This is a genomic window from Apibacter muscae (genome assembly GCF_007845635.1).
Lineage (GTDB): Bacteria > Bacteroidota > Bacteroidia > Flavobacteriales > Weeksellaceae > Apibacter > Apibacter muscae.
The window spans coordinates 169,280-183,154 of sequence record NZ_SELG01000033.1 but is presented as its reverse complement, the minus strand read 5'-3'; the positions used below and the strand labels follow the sequence as shown (position 1 = coordinate 183,154).

Sequence of the window (13,875 nt, the reverse complement as noted above, 5' to 3'; positions counted from 1 at the left end):
TAAAAATTTATAAAAAAATAATTTAAATTTTTCAGATTACTAATATAAAGTTATTAGCTCAAAATTAATTTTAATAAGAGGATTTATAAGTGTATAAATTTAAGGTTTTATTTGTCTGGAAATACTTTGTTCTAAAGATATAATAGTTTCCGTTCTTACAATCCCGTTTATTTTTTGAATTTTATTTCTTAAAACATCCATTAGATGATCATTGTCCTTGCAAAGAAGTTTAATGAAAACTGTGTAATTTCCTGTTGTGAAATGAGCTTCAATAATTTCATTAATTTTCAGCATTTCATTAATGGATTCTTGGTACTTTACAGATTTTTCAAGGTATATTCCAACGTATGCAATAGTTTTATAACCTAAGGCTTTATAATTTAATGGAGTAACTGGATTTTTAATAATTTCAGAGGCCTCTAATTTTTTTATTCTTTGATGGATAGCAGTAGATGAAACACCCACTTCTTTAGCTATTTTTGAAATAGAGGTTTTCGCATTACTCATGAGAGAATTTAAGATTATTTTGTCAATTCCATCAAGCTCAAAAGAATATTTTTTAAATTCCCTCATAAAGTTAAACGAGTAATTATAAATTTTGTTTTTACATTAACCCAATAGGATTAAATATGATTTATTTCACAATATCAATAGTTTTAATATCACCATGAATATTTACACGCAAAATATTATTTTTAGTTAAATTCTTTATGGATTTATCCCATTTCTTTCCGCTTAAATTCGCCAGAGACTTAAGAGTATTGATGTCCATAGTAGAATCATTTTTTTCTAAAATCTCTAATATTAATTTCTCTTCATCTGTCAATTCAATAGATAAAGATTTTTTTTCAGGCTTCATTTGAGGGAAAAATAAAACTTCTTGTATAGATGAATTATTTGTTAAGAACATGATTAGGCGATCCATACCAATTCCTAGACCAGAGGTAGGTGGCATTCCAAACTCAAGAGCACGTAAAAAATCCTGATCAATAAACATGGCTTCGTCATCACCTTTTTCTGAAAGTTTAAGTTGCTCTTCAAATCTATTTCTTTGGTCAATGGGGTCGTTTAATTCCGAATAAGCATTTGCAACCTCTTTGCCACATACCATTAATTCAAAACGTTCAGTAAGCTCAGGGTTATCTCTATGTTTTTTTGTAAGAGGAGACATTTCTACAGGATAATCAGTAATAAACGTAGGTTGAATAAAATTTCCTTCACACTTTTCTCCAAAAATTTCATCAATTAATTTACCTTTCCCCATGCTATCATCCACTTCAATACCTAAACTTCTAGCAGCTTCTCTGATTTCAGTTTCTGATTTTCCAGTTATATCAAAACCAGTAAATTTTATTATAGCATCAGTCATAGAAATCCTAGCATAAGGAGCTTTAAAATCAATCTCATGTTCTCCATAAGTAGCTTTAGTTGTTCCGTTTATAGCTATGGCGCAATGTTCCAAAAGTTGTTCGGTAAAGCTCATCATCCAATGATAATCTTTATAAGCTACATAAATTTCCATAGCAGTAAACTCAGGATTATGAGTTCTATCCATTCCCTCATTTCTAAAATTTTTTGAAAATTCATAAACTCCGTCAAAGCCACCAACAATTAATCTCTTTAAATAGAGTTCATTGGCAATACGTAAGTATAATGGAATGTTTAAAGAATTGTGATGAGTAATAAAAGGTCTTGCTGCTGCACCTCCAGGAATAGATTGTAGTACAGGTGTCTCTACTTCAAAATATCCTCTTTCATTAAAGAAATTCCTCATTGAACTAAATAAAAGAGTTCTTTTAATAAAAATATCTTTAACCTTAGGATTAACAACTAAATCCACATATCGCATTCTATATCTAAGTTCAGGATCATTAAAAGCATCGTGAACCTTTCCTTCTTCATCAGTTTTAGGGAGAGGAAGAGGACGTAATGCTTTAGATAATAAGGTAAAATCTTTAACCATAACAGTTTTCTCGCCCAATTTCGTATTGAAAAGTTCACCTTCAACACCTATAAAATCACCTAAATCTAAAAGTTTTTTGTAAAAATCGTTATACTTAAACTTATCATCTTCTGGACAAATCACATCTCTATTAAAATAAAGTTGAATACGTCCAGTACTGTCTTGCAACTCAGAGAATCCAGCTTTACCTTGAATTCGGTTAGACATCAGCCTACCTGCGATATAAACCTTTTCGCCTTCCTTAAAATTGTTACGAATTTCTTCAGTAGTATAATTGATTTTAAATTCAGAAGCTGGAAAAGGATTTATTCCCGCTGACTTTAATTTTTCTAATTTTTCTCTTCTAATTTTTTCTTGTTCTGAAAGTTGCATATATTGATAACGATTAAGTCTACAAATTTAGAAATATTCTTATTCAAAGCTTAAGTATTTAAATAAAATCTCCATAATTAAATGTATAAAATAATTAAATTTTTGAATTAATATTATCTATATATAAGAAAAAAAATCTATTTTTGCATTCTGTAAAAAAATGTATACAATATAATTAGAGAATAAATGTCAGGAATTATTGGAAAAAAAATTGGCATGACTAGCTTATTTGACGAACAAGGTAAAAATATACCTTGTACAGTTATTGAAGCAGGCCCATGTTCAGTTTTACAGGTCAGAACCAAAGAAAAGGATGGCTATTTTGCTGTTCAATTAGGTTTCGATGACAGAAGTGAAAAAAATGTAGGGAAAGCTATGTTAGGTCACTTCAAAAAAGCAGGTTCAACACCAAAAAGAAAAATGGTGGAGTTTTATCACGGTTTTGAAAATTTAAAGTTAGGAGATTCTGTAAAAGTTAATTTATTTTCCGAAGGAGAATATGTTGATGTTACTGGAGTTTCTAAAGGTAAAGGTTTTCAAGGAGTTGTAAAAAGACACGGTTTTGGAGGGGTTATGCAGGCAACTCATGGACAGCATAACCGATTAAGAGCCCCGGGTTCAATAGGAGCTGGGTCTGATCCTTCAAGAGTATTTAAGGGAATGAGGATGGCTGGTAGAATGGGAGGAAACCAAGTAACAGTTCAAAACCTTGAAGTTATAAAAGTGGACGAAGAAAAGAATCTTTTAGTAGTTAAAGGTGCGGTTCCTGGTCCTAAAAATTCATATATAATAATAAGAAGATGGAATTAGTAGTACTAGATAAAAACGGGAAAGAAACTGGAAGAAAAGTTACTTTGGACGAAAGTATATTTGAAGTGCAGCCTAATGAACATGCGGTATACTTAGAAGTTAAACAATATTTAGCAGCTCAGAGACAAGGGACACATAAATCTAAAGAAAGATCAGAGCTAAGCGGCTCTACGCGTAAACTCCATCGTCAAAAAGGAACTGGTGGTTCTAGAAAGGGAGATATAAAAAACCCTTTGTTTAAAGGCGGAGCTAGAGTTTTCGGCCCAAGACCTAGAGATTATAGATTTAAATTAAACAAATCTCTTAAACGTTTAGCGAAAAGATCTGTATTAAGTCAAAAATTACAAGACAATAACCTAAAAGTTCTTGAGGATTTAAAATTTGAAGGTCCAAAAACTAAAGAATTCATTCAAGTATTAAGTAACTTAGGTTTAGAAGGTAAAAAGACTCTGTTTGTACTAGGTGAGGCAAATAAATTCGTATATTTGTCATCAAGAAATCTTCAACAAACTAAAGTTTTAACTCATAATGAAATAAGTAGTTATGATATATTGAAAGCAAATGAAGTTGTTCTGTTTGAAGGTTCAGTTGAAAAATTACAAGAAAATTTAAGAAAGTAAAATTATGTCTGTATTAATAAGACCTATCATATCAGAAAAAGCAAATGATATTGCTGAGAAAAGAAATCGATTTACTTTTTTAGTTAATCCTAAAGCTAATAAATCAGAGATAAAATACGCGGTTCAAAAAGCTTATGGGGTAACTGTAGTAGGAGTTAGAACATTAATTTCTCCGCCTTCAGTTAAATCTAAATATACTAAATCGGGTTTACAAGTAGGAAAAACAAATAAAGTTAAAAAAGCAATGGTTGACATTAAAGACGGTGAAACCATTGATGTATTTGGAACTATATAATTTTTAAAAAGAATCATGTCGGTAAGAAAATTAAAACCTATCACCCCCGGACAAAGATTCAGAATTGTTAACAATTTTGAAGAAATCACTACTTCCAAGCCAGAAAAATCTTTATTAAGAAAGATTTCTAAATCAGGAGGTAGAAATAATTCCGGAAAAATGACCATGCGTTATACCGGAGGTGGACACAAGAAACGATACAGAGAGATCGATTTCAAAAGAAATAAGTTTGGCATTCCGGCTACTGTTAAGTCAGTAGAATATGATCCAAACAGAACTGCATTTATTGCCCTTTTGGTTTATGCTGATGGAGAAAAACGATATATCGTTGCCCCTCACGGTATTAAAGTTGATCAGAAAGTAATTTCAGGAGATACAGTAGCGCCTGAAATCGGTAATGCAATGAAGTTGAAAAACATCCCATTAGGGACTGTAGTATCATGTATTGAATTAAGACCTGGACAAGGTGCGAAAATGGCAAGAAGTGCTGGTACAAGTGCTCAATTGATTGCTAGAGATGGTAAATATGCGGTTCTTAAAATGCCTTCAGGAGAAACAAGAATGATTTTAGTAGAGTGTTTAGCTACAATAGGTTCTGTTTCCAACTCTGATCATCAATTAACCGTATCTGGTAAAGCAGGTAGAAGCAGATGGTTAGGAAGAAGACCGAGAACAAGACCAGTAGCTATGAACCCAGTTGATCACCCAATGGGTGGTGGAGAAGGTAGATCTACAGGGGGACATCCAAGATCTAGAAAGGGTATGCCAGCAAAAGGATTTAAAACTCGATCAAAGAAAAAAGAATCGAATCGTCACATTTTACAAAAAAGAAAATAATATAGTATGGCACGTTCGTTAAAAAAAGGACCTTACATTCACTATAAGCTAAATAAGAAAGTACAAGCTAACGTAGAGTCAGGTAAAAAAGTAGTTATTAAAACTTGGTCAAGAGCTTCTATGATTTCTCCAGACTTCGTTGGGCAAACCTTTGCAGTACATAACGGTAAACAATTTATTCCTGTATATGTTACAGAGAATATGGTTGGACATAAGTTGGGTGAGTTCTCACCTACACGTGTATTTAGAGGTCATGCCGGTAATAAAAATAAAGGAAATAGATAATATTGAAGCAATGGGTAAAAGAAAAAAAGATAGTGCATTAGCACGCAAAGAAAGTTACAAAGACCTAGCTATTGCTCGCTTAAATAATTGTCCTACCTCTCCAAGAAAAATGAGATTAGTAACAGACATTATTAGAGGTGTCGATGTAGATAAAGCATTATATATATTAAAATATTCTAAAAAGGAAGCTTCTATCAGATTAGAAAAACTCTTATTAAGCGCTATAGCTAATTGGCAAGTTAAAAATGAGGGTAAAGATATAGAAGAAGCGAAACTTTTTGTTAAAGAAATTTTTGTAGATGGAGGTTCTATGTTAAAAAGATTAAGACCGGCCCCTCAAGGTAGAGGGTATAGAATTAGAAAAAGATCTAATCATGTAACAATTATTCTTGGAAACAAAAATGAAGTAAACTAAGTATGGGACAAAAGACAAATCCAATAGGCAATAGATTAGGAATCATAAGAGGATGGGATTCTAATTGGTATGGTGGAAAAAAATTTGGTGATAAAATAGCAGAAGATTTTAAAATCCGTAGATATTTAGAGGCTCGTTTATCAAAAGCAGGTGTTTCCAGAATTTACATCGAAAGAACTTTAAAGCTAATAACTATAACTATAACAACTGCTCGTCCAGGAATTATTATTGGTAAAGGTGGACAAGAAGTTGATAAATTAAAAGAAGAGCTTAAGAAGATCACTAAAAAAGAAATTCAAATAAATATATTTGAAATCAAGAGACCTGAACTAGACGCTAAATTAGTGGCAGAAAGTGTGGCACGTCAAATTGAAAATAGAATTTCTTATAGAAGAGCTGTAAAGATGGCAATAGCCTCTACCATGAGAATGAACGCAGAAGGAATAAAAATTATGATTTCTGGTCGTTTAAATGGAGCTGAGATGGCTAGATCTGAATCTTTTAAAGAAGGTAGAATACCATTGTCAACTTTCCGTGCAGATATAGATTATTACATAGCTGAAGCTCACACTACTTATGGTAGATTGGGGGTTAAGGTTTGGATAATGAAAGGAGAAGTTTATGGGAAAAGAGAATTATCTCCATTGGTAGGTCTTCAGAAAAAGACTCAGAAAAGAAAAGTAAAAGAAAGAAGATAGTTTTATAACATCCTAGATCAGAATCATGTTACAACCAAAAAGAACAAAATTCCGTAAGCAACAAAAAGGTCGTATGAAGGGGCTTTCTTATAGAGGAAACCAATTAGCATATGGTACTTTTGGAATTAAAGCATTAGATCCGGTATTTATAACTGGAAGACAAATAGAAGCGGCCCGTATTGCTGCTACTAGATATATGAAAAGAGAAGGTCAACTTTGGATAAAAATTTTTCCAGACAAACCAATTACTAAAAAACCTGCGGAAGTACGTATGGGTAAAGGTAAAGGTGCAGTTGAATATTGGGTTGCTAGAGTAACACCAGGAAGAATAATTTTTGAGATTGGTGGTGTATCTTATGAAGTAGCAAAAGAAGCGTTAAGATTAGCGGCTCAAAAACTTCCAGTTAAGACTAAGTTTGTCGTTGCTAACGATTTTGTAAAACCAGAATAATTAATAAAATCGATGAAAGCAAAAGATATTAAAAACTTAAGTACAGAAGAATTAAAGCTGAAATTGGCTGAGAAAAAAGCAGAGTATGCAAAGCTAAAATTAGCTCATAAAGTATCTCCAATTGAAAATCCAATTCAATTAAGAGATATTAGAAAAACAATCGCAAGGTTATTAACAACCTTAAAATAATTTAACATCCGAAAAAGAAATTTAATTTCAACTATGGAAAGAAATTTAAGAAAAGAAAGAATCGGAGTGGTATCTAGTAATAAAATGGATAAGACAGTTGTTATTAGTGAAACAACTAGAATGAAGCATCCTATGTATGGAAAGTTCGTTTTAAAAACTAAGAAATATACTGCTCACGATGAAAAAAATGAGTGTAACGAAGGAGATACTGTACGCATTATGGAAACACGTCCTTTGAGTAAAAATAAAAGATGGAGGTTAGTAGAAATATTGGAAAGAGCTAAATAATTTAAAAATGCTACAGACAGAATCAAGATTAAAAGTTGCAGATAACACAGGAGCAAAAGAAGCTTTAGTTATCAGAGTTTTAGGAGGATCTAAAAGAAGATACGCTTCAGTAGGAGATAAAATTGTAGTTACTATTAAAGATGCTACTCCTTCAGGAAATGCTAAAAAGGGGCAAGTTTCTAAGGCAGTGGTTGTAAGAACTAAAAAATCTGTTAGAAGAAAAGATGGTTCTTATATAAGTTTTGATGATAACGCATGTGTTTTATTAAATACAGCAGGAGAAATGAGAGGAACACGTGTTTTTGGTCCAGTTGCTAGAGAATTGCGTGATAAAGAGTATATGAAAATTATATCTTTAGCTCCTGAAGTATTATAATCCAAATTTAATGTAATGACAAAGATTAAAATAAAAAAAGGAGATAAGGTACAAGTTTTAGCTGGCGCATACAAAGGCAAGCAAGGAAATGTATTAGTTGTGTATCCTGAAAAGAATAGAGCAATCGTTGAAGGTGTAAATATCGTAAAAAAACATAAAAAACCTTCTGCAGAAAATCCTCAAGGAAGTATTATTGAAAAAGAAGCTACTATCCATATTTCAAATCTAGCTTTGTTAGATCCTAAATCAGGTAAACCAACTAGAATTTCTTATAGAATAGAGGAAGGTAAAAAAGTTAGAATTGCTGTTAAATCAGGAGAAGCTATTTAATTTAATAAGATTTAGAATAATTATGCAATATATAGCAAGACCCAAAAAAAAATATAACGAAACAATCAAATCTGCTTTAAAAGAGGAGTTTGGATATAAATCTGTTATGCAAGTACCTAAATTACAAAAAATAGTAATAAGTCAAGGACTAGGTTCTGCAACAGCAGATAAAAAGATTGTTGATTATGCTGTTGAAGAAATAACTTTGATTTCAGGACAAAAAGCAGTACCTTGCATCTCTAAAAAAGATGAAGCAGGATTTAAACTAAGAAAAGGCATGCCAATTGGTGCTATGGTAACTTTAAGAGGTGATCGTATGTATGAGTTTTTGGATAGGCTAGTTTCTTCTGCTTTACCAAGAGTTAGAGATTTTAATGGAATTAAAAATTCAGGATTTGATGGTAGAGGTAATTATACCTTAGGAGTTACTGAACAAATTATATTTCCTGAAATTAATATTGATAAAGTGAAGAAAATCCAAGGTATGGATATTACTTTTGTAACTAGTGCAAGCACGGATAAAGAAGCTAAAGCACTATTAACCCATTTTGGATTGCCTTTTAAAAAGAATTAAATATTTATGGCTAAAGAATCAATGAAAGCGCGTGAGCGCAAAAGAGAAGCGTTATCAACAAAATACGCTGATAAAAGAAAAGCTTTAAAAGAGGCAGGAGATTATGAAGCTTTACAAAAGTTACCTAAAAATTCATCTCCAGTTAGATTGCATAATAGATGCAAATTAACTGGTAGGCCAAGAGGATATATGAGAGTATTTGGTATATCTAGGGTGACTTTTAGAGAAATGGCTAATGATGGTTTAATACCAGGAGTAAAAAAAGCCAGCTGGTAATATAAATTAATAAATATAGATTTTAAAAGTAGAATTTTATTTCTATACTCTAAAATTAAATAAATATGGTTACAGATCCAATTGCAGATTACTTAACACGAGTAAGGAATGCTACAAGAGCAGGTCATAAGGTAGTTGAAATACCTGCTTCAAAAATTAAAAAAGAAATTACAAAAATTCTCTTTGATCAAGGTTATATTCTTAACTATAAGTTTGAAGATGATAAGGTTCAAGGTAAGATTAAAATTGCTTTGAAATATGATAAACTTACAAACTTATCAGCAATAAAATGTATAGAGAGAGCTTCTAAACCAGGATTAAGAAAATATTCTGGTTCTAAGGAACTTCCAAGAGTATTGAACGGTTTAGGGATCGCTATAATATCGACTTCTAAGGGAGTGATGACGGATAAAAAAGCACGTCAAGAGAATGTAGGTGGGGAAGTTATATGTTATGTTTACTAAAAATTTGAAGAAATGTCAAGAATAGGAAAAGCAATTATAAATATTCCTACAGGTGCTACCTTAGATTATAAAGATAATGTAGTAACAGTAAAAGGGAAGAACGGCGAGCTTAAACAGGAATTAGTAGGAGGAATAACTTTGAAAATTGAAGATGCTCAAGTAACAGTTGAAAGACCATCAGATGCTAAAGAACATAGATCATTACATGGTTTATATCGTGCTTTGATTAATAATATGGTGATAGGAGTTTCAGAAGGTTTTACAAAAAAACTAGAATTGGTTGGTGTTGGATATAGAGCTTCTAATCAAGGTCAAAGATTAGAATTAGCTCTCGGTTTTTCTCACCTTGTAGTATTTGATCTACCTACTGAAATTAAAGTTGAAACTTTAACAGAAAAAGGTAAGAATCCTATCATTACTTTATCTTCATATGATAAACACTTATTAGGTATGGTTTGTGCTAAAATAAGATCTTTACGTAAGCCTGAACCATATAAAGGAAAAGGTATTAGATTTGTAGGTGAACAAATTAGAAGAAAAGCAGGTAAATCTGCATAAAAAAAAGTGTTATGGCATTGACTAAAAAAGAAAAAAGAATAAGAGTTAAAAGGAGAGTTCGTAAAAATATATTCGGAACAGCAGATAAACCAAGATTATCTGTATATAGAAGTAACAAAGAAATATATGCTCAACTTATCGATGATAATACAGGTAAAACTTTAGCTTTCGCTTCTTCTAGAGAAAAAGAAATTTCTGGGAAACAAGGAACTAAAACTGAAATTTCTACATTGGTGGGTAAAGAATTGGCTAAAAAAGCTAAAACAGCTGGTGTAAATACTGTAGTTTTTGATAGGAACGGATTTTTGTATCATGGAAGAGTTAAAGCTTTAGCCGATGGAGCTAGAGAAGAAGGTTTAAATTTTTAATCTGTAGTAAATCATGTTAGGAATAAAAAATATTGAAAGAGTAAAACCCGGTGGTTTAGAACTTGTAGATCGCTTAGTAGGTGTACAAAGAGTAACCAAGGTTACTAAAGGTGGTAGAGCCTTTGGTTTTTCTGCAATTGTAGTTGTAGGAGATGAAAAAGGAGTTGTTGGTTTTGGATTAGGTAAATCTAAAGAGGTTGCAAGTGCAATAGCTAAAGCCATTGAAGATGCAAAAAAAAATCTAGTTAGAGTTCCAATCTTGAACGGTTCTTTACCTCATGAGCAAACAGCTCGCTATGGTGGTGCTAATGTATTTATACGTCCAGCTTCACATGGTACAGGGCTTATAGCAGGTGGTGCAGTACGTGCCGTATTGGAATCTGCTGGGATTAAAGACGTTTTGTCAAAATCTAAAGGCTCATCCAATCCACACAATGTGGTAAAAGCTACCGTTAAAGCATTACTAAATCTTAGAAGTGCAGATGTAATAGCAAGACAGAGAGGGATTTCAATTTCTAAAGTATTTAAAGGTTAAGAATATGGCAGCAACGATAAAAATAACTTTAAAAAGAAGCCCAATTAAAAGAGTTAAAAACCAAAAATTGACTTTAGAGGCTTTAGGTTTAACAAAGTTAAATAAAACGGTTGAGCATAATGTGACACCTCAGATAATGGGAATGGTTGCAGTTGTAAAACATTTAGTAACTGTTGAAGAATAAAAAAAATTATGAATTTACATACGTTAAGACCTGCTGAAGGTTCTACACATAATAGTAAAAGACTAGGTAGAGGTCAGGGTAGTGGTAAAGGAGGTACTTCTACAAAAGGACATAAAGGAGACAAATCTCGTTCAGGACACAAAGATAAAATCGGCTTTGAAGGAGGTCAAATGCCTTTACAAAGAAGACTACCCAAATTTGGTTTTAAAAATATCAATAGAAAAGAATACGTAGGAATTAATTTAGATACTATTCAATCTCTAATCGATAACAATAAAATCTCTAACGAGATCACTAAAGAAATATTAGTTCAGAATGGATTAGCTTCAAAAAAAGATTTAGTTAAAATTTTAGGTAGAGGAGAGTTAAAATCATCAATTACGATTAGTGTAGATAAATACACTAAATCTGCTCTTGAAGCTATTGAAAAAGCTGGAGGAAAAGCTAATATTTTATAATAGGGTATGAAAGGATTTATACAGACATTAAAAAATATCTGGAGTATAAAAGAATTAAGAGACAAAATTGTTTTTACATTTTTATTAATATTGGTTTACAGGCTTGGTACACATGTTACTTTGCCTGCAATCAATATGGTGGAAGTAGGAAACGTTTTAAAAGCTTATGAAGAAAATGGAGGCAATAAACAAGCAACAGGTTTATTAACACTATTATCATCTTTTACTGGTGGTGCTTTTAGTAAAGCGTCCATCCTTGCTTTAGGTATTATGCCTTATATATCCGCCTCTATTGTAGTTCAACTTATGGGGCTAGCAATACCATATATTCAAAAATTACAAAAAGAAGGTGAAAGTGGGCGTAAAACTGTTAACCAAATCACAAGATGGCTAACAATATTAATTTGTTTAATACAAGCACCAGCTTATTTAACCTCTATAACTCAAGTTTTCTTGCCTGTGGATAGTTTCCGATCTGCATACTTGGTTGATCCTAATAATATACTTTTGTTTTGGATTCCAAGTATTTTTATATTAATTTCTGGAACTATTTTTGCCATGTGGATGGGTGAAAAAATAACGGATAAGGGAATAGGAAATGGTATCTCTATACTAATTATGGTTGGTATTTTGGCTGGTTTTCCTACAGCTTTTGTTCAGGAAATAGGTGTTCAAATGGGAAATACTGGTAAGGGACTGATTATGATCTTTGCTGAGGTTATTGTTTGGCTTTTTGTAATTGTTTTATGCATTATGTTAACTGTTGCGGTTAGAAAAGTACCTGTTCAATATGTTAGTAGAACTAAATCAGGTTCATTACGTTCGATTACACAAGCTGCTAGGCAATATATACCATTAAAAGTAAATGCAGCAGGAGTTATGCCAATAATATTTGCTCAAGCTCTAATGTTTATCCCAGGATTACTAGTTAGATCGGAATCAACTACTAATTCTTTCTGGGCAGGTTTTAGTCAAGTTTTTAGCTGGCAGTATAATCTATTGTTTTCTATTTTAATTATAGTATTTACATTCTTTTATACAGCTATAACAATTCCTGTGAATCAGATGGCGGATGATCTTAAAAGAAATGGTGGACTAATTCCAAAAGTTAAACCCGGAAAAGAAACGGCAGATTACTTAGATGATGTTCTTTCAAAAATAACTTTACCAGGGGCAATTTTTTTAGCTTTGATAGCTATATTACCGGCTATTGTTAAAATTGTTGGACTTACTGCTACAGATCAATTTGCTTTATTTTTTGGAGGTACATCATTGCTTATAATGGTGGGTGTAATGTTAGATACAGTTCAACAAATTAATACTTATCTATTAAATCATCATTACGATGGATTAATGCAATCAAGATTAAGTAGAAGTTAATCATACATTGATTAAAATATGGCAAAACAAAAACATATAGAGCAAGACGGAACAATTATTGAAGCATTATCCAATGCAATGTTTAGAGTTGAGTTAGAGAATGGGCATATTTTAACTGCTCATATTTCTGGAAAAATGAGAATGCATTATATTAAATTATTACCTGGGGATAAAGTAAGGTTAGAAATGTCTCCTTATGATTTATCCAAAGGTAGAATAACATTTAGATATTAAAAAATAATAAAATGAAAATAAGAGCATCACTTAAGAAAAGAAGTTCAGATGATATAGTTGTTAGACGTAAAGGACGTTTATACATTATTAATAAAAAAAATCCTAAATTAAAACAAAGACAAGGTTAATACTATGGCTAGAATATCCGGTGTAGATTTACCAAAAAATAAAAGAGGAGTTATAGGGCTTACTTATATATATGGTATCGGTAAAAGTACTGCAGCAAAAATTTTAAAAGATGCAGGAATTAGTGAGGATAAAAAAGTTTCCGATTGGAACGATGATGAAATAAATTCCATCAGAAAATTTATTTCTGAAAATGTGAAAGTTGAAGGAGAGTTACGTTCTGAAATCCAATTAAATATTAAACGTTTAATGGATATTGGTTGTCAAAGAGGAATTCGACACAGATTAGGTTTACCTCTTAGAGGACAGAGAACTAAAAATAATTCACGAACTAGAAAAGGTAGAAGAAAAACTGTAGCTAATAAGAAAAAAGCCACTAAATAATAATTCATAACATGGCAAAAACAGCATCAAAAACAACTAAAAAAAGAAAAGTTAAGATTGAAGCAGTAGGTGAGGCTCATATTCAGGCTTCATTTAACAATATCATCATTTCTCTAACTAATAAAAATGGTGAAGTTATTTCTTGGGCTTCAGCTGGGAAAATGGGATTTAAAGGTTCTAAAAAGAATACTCCTTATGCAGCTCAAATGGCTGCAGAAAATTGTTCACAAGTAGCATTTGAATTAGGATTAAAAAGAGTTAAAGTTTTTGTTAAAGGTCCTGGAGCTGGTAGAGAATCAGCGATAAGAACCATCCATAATTCTGGTATTGAAGTAAGTGAAATTGTAGATGTAACACCAATTCCACATAATGGATGTAGACCTCCTAAAAGAAGACGAGTTTAAT

The 13,875-nt window shown here is 31.8% G+C and carries 27 protein-coding genes; 25 read left to right on the top strand and 2 right to left on the bottom strand.

The genetic code is table 11. The annotated features are described in order from the left end of the window. Positions 1–99: 99 nt before the first annotated feature. Positions 100–573, bottom strand: a complete 474-nt coding sequence (locus tag ETU08_RS07400; protein ID WP_146262391.1) for an Lrp/AsnC ligand binding domain-containing protein — start codon at positions 571–573, stop codon at positions 100–102. A 61-nt stretch (positions 574–634) separates the two neighbouring features. Then, positions 635–2,335, bottom strand: a complete 1,701-nt coding sequence (gene lysS / locus ETU08_RS07395; RefSeq protein WP_146262390.1) for a lysine--tRNA ligase — start codon at positions 2,333–2,335, stop codon at positions 635–637. Between the two features lie 186 nt (positions 2,336–2,521). On the opposite strand from lysS, the gene rplC reads away from it, so the two are divergent. The 25 genes from rplC to rpsK all read left to right on the top strand — a co-directional run bounded on the left by rplC (position 2,522) and on the right by rpsK (position 13,874). Next, positions 2,522–3,145, top strand: coding sequence for a 50S ribosomal protein L3 (rplC, locus tag ETU08_RS07390; protein WP_146262389.1), 624 nt, complete (start codon positions 2,522–2,524; stop codon positions 3,143–3,145). Continuing rightward, on the top strand, positions 3,136–3,765 hold the full coding sequence (rplD, locus tag ETU08_RS07385) for a 50S ribosomal protein L4 (protein WP_146262388.1): 630 nt from the start codon (positions 3,136–3,138) through the stop codon (positions 3,763–3,765). The genes rplC and rplD overlap by 10 nt, the downstream gene beginning before the upstream one ends. A 4-nt stretch (positions 3,766–3,769) precedes the next feature. Further along, positions 3,770–4,060: a 50S ribosomal protein L23 gene (gene rplW / locus ETU08_RS07380; RefSeq protein WP_146262387.1), complete on the top strand. Its 291-nt coding sequence runs from the start codon at positions 3,770–3,772 to the stop codon at positions 4,058–4,060. Positions 4,061–4,075: 15 nt separating this feature from the next. Further along, entirely contained in the window at positions 4,076–4,897 is an 822-nt protein-coding gene (gene rplB / locus ETU08_RS07375; protein WP_146262386.1) for a 50S ribosomal protein L2, read from the top strand. Positions 4,898–4,903: 6 nt separating this feature from the next. Next, positions 4,904–5,182, top strand: coding sequence for a 30S ribosomal protein S19 (gene rpsS / locus ETU08_RS07370; protein WP_146262385.1), 279 nt, complete (start codon positions 4,904–4,906; stop codon positions 5,180–5,182). A gap of 10 nt (positions 5,183–5,192) precedes the next feature. Continuing rightward, on the top strand, positions 5,193–5,597 hold the full coding sequence (gene rplV, locus ETU08_RS07365) for a 50S ribosomal protein L22 (RefSeq protein WP_146262414.1): 405 nt from the start codon (positions 5,193–5,195) through the stop codon (positions 5,595–5,597). 2 nt (positions 5,598–5,599) lie between these two features. Next, positions 5,600–6,295: a 30S ribosomal protein S3 gene (gene rpsC / locus ETU08_RS07360; protein WP_146262384.1), complete on the top strand. Its 696-nt coding sequence runs from the start codon at positions 5,600–5,602 to the stop codon at positions 6,293–6,295. Positions 6,296–6,320: 25 nt separating this feature from the next. Beyond that, complete coding sequence (gene rplP, locus ETU08_RS07355) at positions 6,321–6,746, top strand: 50S ribosomal protein L16 (protein WP_146262383.1); 426 nt, start codon at positions 6,321–6,323, stop codon at positions 6,744–6,746. A 12-nt stretch (positions 6,747–6,758) separates the two neighbouring features. Next, complete coding sequence (gene rpmC / locus ETU08_RS07350) at positions 6,759–6,935, top strand: 50S ribosomal protein L29 (protein ID WP_146262382.1); 177 nt, start codon at positions 6,759–6,761, stop codon at positions 6,933–6,935. A 33-nt stretch (positions 6,936–6,968) separates the two neighbouring features. Beyond that, complete coding sequence (gene rpsQ, locus ETU08_RS07345; RefSeq protein WP_146262381.1) at positions 6,969–7,223, top strand: 30S ribosomal protein S17; 255 nt, start codon at positions 6,969–6,971, stop codon at positions 7,221–7,223. A gap of 7 nt (positions 7,224–7,230) precedes the next feature. Beyond that, positions 7,231–7,599 carry a 50S ribosomal protein L14 gene (gene rplN / locus ETU08_RS07340; protein WP_146262380.1) on the top strand — a complete coding sequence of 123 codons (369 nt, stop codon included), beginning with the start codon at positions 7,231–7,233 and terminating at the stop codon, positions 7,597–7,599. Positions 7,600–7,614: 15 nt separating this feature from the next. Beyond that, complete coding sequence (rplX, locus tag ETU08_RS07335) at positions 7,615–7,929, top strand: 50S ribosomal protein L24 (protein ID WP_221410364.1); 315 nt, start codon at positions 7,615–7,617, stop codon at positions 7,927–7,929. A 22-nt stretch (positions 7,930–7,951) separates the two neighbouring features. Then, on the top strand, positions 7,952–8,503 hold the full coding sequence (gene rplE / locus ETU08_RS07330; RefSeq protein WP_146262379.1) for a 50S ribosomal protein L5: 552 nt from the start codon (positions 7,952–7,954) through the stop codon (positions 8,501–8,503). A 6-nt stretch (positions 8,504–8,509) separates the two neighbouring features. After that, positions 8,510–8,779 (top strand): 30S ribosomal protein S14, encoded by a 270-nt coding sequence (gene rpsN, locus ETU08_RS07325; protein WP_146262378.1) that lies wholly within the window; start codon positions 8,510–8,512, stop codon positions 8,777–8,779. Between the two features lie 65 nt (positions 8,780–8,844). Further along, on the top strand, positions 8,845–9,243 hold the full coding sequence (gene rpsH / locus ETU08_RS07320) for a 30S ribosomal protein S8 (RefSeq protein ID WP_146262377.1): 399 nt from the start codon (positions 8,845–8,847) through the stop codon (positions 9,241–9,243). Between the two features lie 12 nt (positions 9,244–9,255). Beyond that, the gene (gene rplF, locus ETU08_RS07315) at positions 9,256–9,801 is read left to right on the top strand and encodes a 50S ribosomal protein L6 (protein ID WP_146262376.1); all 546 of its coding nucleotides are present in this window, start codon (positions 9,256–9,258) and stop codon (positions 9,799–9,801) included. Positions 9,802–9,812: 11 nt separating this feature from the next. Beyond that, positions 9,813–10,169: a 50S ribosomal protein L18 gene (gene rplR, locus ETU08_RS07310; protein WP_146262375.1), complete on the top strand. Its 357-nt coding sequence runs from the start codon at positions 9,813–9,815 to the stop codon at positions 10,167–10,169. Between the two features lie 13 nt (positions 10,170–10,182). Next, entirely contained in the window at positions 10,183–10,704 is a 522-nt protein-coding gene (gene rpsE / locus ETU08_RS07305) for a 30S ribosomal protein S5 (protein WP_146262374.1), read from the top strand. Between the two features lie 4 nt (positions 10,705–10,708). Further along, on the top strand, positions 10,709–10,888 hold the full coding sequence (rpmD, locus tag ETU08_RS07300) for a 50S ribosomal protein L30 (protein WP_146262373.1): 180 nt from the start codon (positions 10,709–10,711) through the stop codon (positions 10,886–10,888). Between the two features lie 8 nt (positions 10,889–10,896). Continuing rightward, positions 10,897–11,346, top strand: a complete 450-nt coding sequence (gene rplO, locus ETU08_RS07295) for a 50S ribosomal protein L15 (RefSeq protein WP_146262372.1) — start codon at positions 10,897–10,899, stop codon at positions 11,344–11,346. A 6-nt stretch (positions 11,347–11,352) separates the two neighbouring features. Then, the gene (secY, locus tag ETU08_RS07290; protein WP_146262371.1) at positions 11,353–12,726 is read left to right on the top strand and encodes a preprotein translocase subunit SecY; all 1,374 of its coding nucleotides are present in this window, start codon (positions 11,353–11,355) and stop codon (positions 12,724–12,726) included. 18 nt (positions 12,727–12,744) lie between these two features. Then, positions 12,745–12,960, top strand: a complete 216-nt coding sequence (gene infA, locus ETU08_RS07285) for a translation initiation factor IF-1 (protein ID WP_055425352.1) — start codon at positions 12,745–12,747, stop codon at positions 12,958–12,960. Positions 12,961–12,971: 11 nt separating this feature from the next. Beyond that, positions 12,972–13,088 (top strand): 50S ribosomal protein L36, encoded by a 117-nt coding sequence (gene rpmJ, locus ETU08_RS07280; RefSeq protein WP_146262370.1) that lies wholly within the window; start codon positions 12,972–12,974, stop codon positions 13,086–13,088. 4 nt (positions 13,089–13,092) lie between these two features. Next, positions 13,093–13,470, top strand: coding sequence for a 30S ribosomal protein S13 (gene rpsM, locus ETU08_RS07275; protein WP_146262369.1), 378 nt, complete (start codon positions 13,093–13,095; stop codon positions 13,468–13,470). 11 nt (positions 13,471–13,481) lie between these two features. Beyond that, on the top strand, positions 13,482–13,874 hold the full coding sequence (rpsK, locus tag ETU08_RS07270) for a 30S ribosomal protein S11 (RefSeq protein ID WP_146262368.1): 393 nt from the start codon (positions 13,482–13,484) through the stop codon (positions 13,872–13,874). The last annotated feature ends 1 nt before the right edge of the window (position 13,875 follow it).

Bases quoted from the DNA above. Each gene is read 5' to 3' on its own strand.
- ETU08_RS07400 (WP_146262391.1), bottom strand. From the start codon at position 573: ATGAGGGAATTTAAAAAATATTCTTTTGAGCTTGATGGAATTGACAAA.
- lysS (WP_146262390.1), bottom strand. From the start codon at position 2,335: ATGCAACTTTCAGAACAAGAAAAAATTAGAAGAGAAAAATTAGAAAAA.
- rplC (WP_146262389.1), top strand. From the start codon at position 2,522: ATGTCAGGAATTATTGGAAAAAAAATTGGCATGACTAGCTTATTTGAC.
- rplD (WP_146262388.1), top strand. From the start codon at position 3,136: ATGGAATTAGTAGTACTAGATAAAAACGGGAAAGAAACTGGAAGAAAA.
- rplW (WP_146262387.1), top strand. From the start codon at position 3,770: ATGTCTGTATTAATAAGACCTATCATATCAGAAAAAGCAAATGATATT.
- rplB (WP_146262386.1), top strand. From the start codon at position 4,076: ATGTCGGTAAGAAAATTAAAACCTATCACCCCCGGACAAAGATTCAGA.
- rpsS (WP_146262385.1), top strand. From the start codon at position 4,904: ATGGCACGTTCGTTAAAAAAAGGACCTTACATTCACTATAAGCTAAAT.
- rplV (WP_146262414.1), top strand. From the start codon at position 5,193: ATGGGTAAAAGAAAAAAAGATAGTGCATTAGCACGCAAAGAAAGTTAC.
- rpsC (WP_146262384.1), top strand. From the start codon at position 5,600: ATGGGACAAAAGACAAATCCAATAGGCAATAGATTAGGAATCATAAGA.
- rplP (WP_146262383.1), top strand. From the start codon at position 6,321: ATGTTACAACCAAAAAGAACAAAATTCCGTAAGCAACAAAAAGGTCGT.
- rpmC (WP_146262382.1), top strand. From the start codon at position 6,759: ATGAAAGCAAAAGATATTAAAAACTTAAGTACAGAAGAATTAAAGCTG.
- rpsQ (WP_146262381.1), top strand. From the start codon at position 6,969: ATGGAAAGAAATTTAAGAAAAGAAAGAATCGGAGTGGTATCTAGTAAT.
- rplN (WP_146262380.1), top strand. From the start codon at position 7,231: ATGCTACAGACAGAATCAAGATTAAAAGTTGCAGATAACACAGGAGCA.
- rplX (WP_221410364.1), top strand. From the start codon at position 7,615: ATGACAAAGATTAAAATAAAAAAAGGAGATAAGGTACAAGTTTTAGCT.
- rplE (WP_146262379.1), top strand. From the start codon at position 7,952: ATGCAATATATAGCAAGACCCAAAAAAAAATATAACGAAACAATCAAA.
- rpsN (WP_146262378.1), top strand. From the start codon at position 8,510: ATGGCTAAAGAATCAATGAAAGCGCGTGAGCGCAAAAGAGAAGCGTTA.
- rpsH (WP_146262377.1), top strand. From the start codon at position 8,845: ATGGTTACAGATCCAATTGCAGATTACTTAACACGAGTAAGGAATGCT.
- rplF (WP_146262376.1), top strand. From the start codon at position 9,256: ATGTCAAGAATAGGAAAAGCAATTATAAATATTCCTACAGGTGCTACC.
- rplR (WP_146262375.1), top strand. From the start codon at position 9,813: ATGGCATTGACTAAAAAAGAAAAAAGAATAAGAGTTAAAAGGAGAGTT.
- rpsE (WP_146262374.1), top strand. From the start codon at position 10,183: ATGTTAGGAATAAAAAATATTGAAAGAGTAAAACCCGGTGGTTTAGAA.
- rpmD (WP_146262373.1), top strand. From the start codon at position 10,709: ATGGCAGCAACGATAAAAATAACTTTAAAAAGAAGCCCAATTAAAAGA.
- rplO (WP_146262372.1), top strand. From the start codon at position 10,897: ATGAATTTACATACGTTAAGACCTGCTGAAGGTTCTACACATAATAGT.
- secY (WP_146262371.1), top strand. From the start codon at position 11,353: ATGAAAGGATTTATACAGACATTAAAAAATATCTGGAGTATAAAAGAA.
- infA (WP_055425352.1), top strand. From the start codon at position 12,745: ATGGCAAAACAAAAACATATAGAGCAAGACGGAACAATTATTGAAGCA.
- rpmJ (WP_146262370.1), top strand. From the start codon at position 12,972: ATGAAAATAAGAGCATCACTTAAGAAAAGAAGTTCAGATGATATAGTT.
- rpsM (WP_146262369.1), top strand. From the start codon at position 13,093: ATGGCTAGAATATCCGGTGTAGATTTACCAAAAAATAAAAGAGGAGTT.
- rpsK (WP_146262368.1), top strand. From the start codon at position 13,482: ATGGCAAAAACAGCATCAAAAACAACTAAAAAAAGAAAAGTTAAGATT.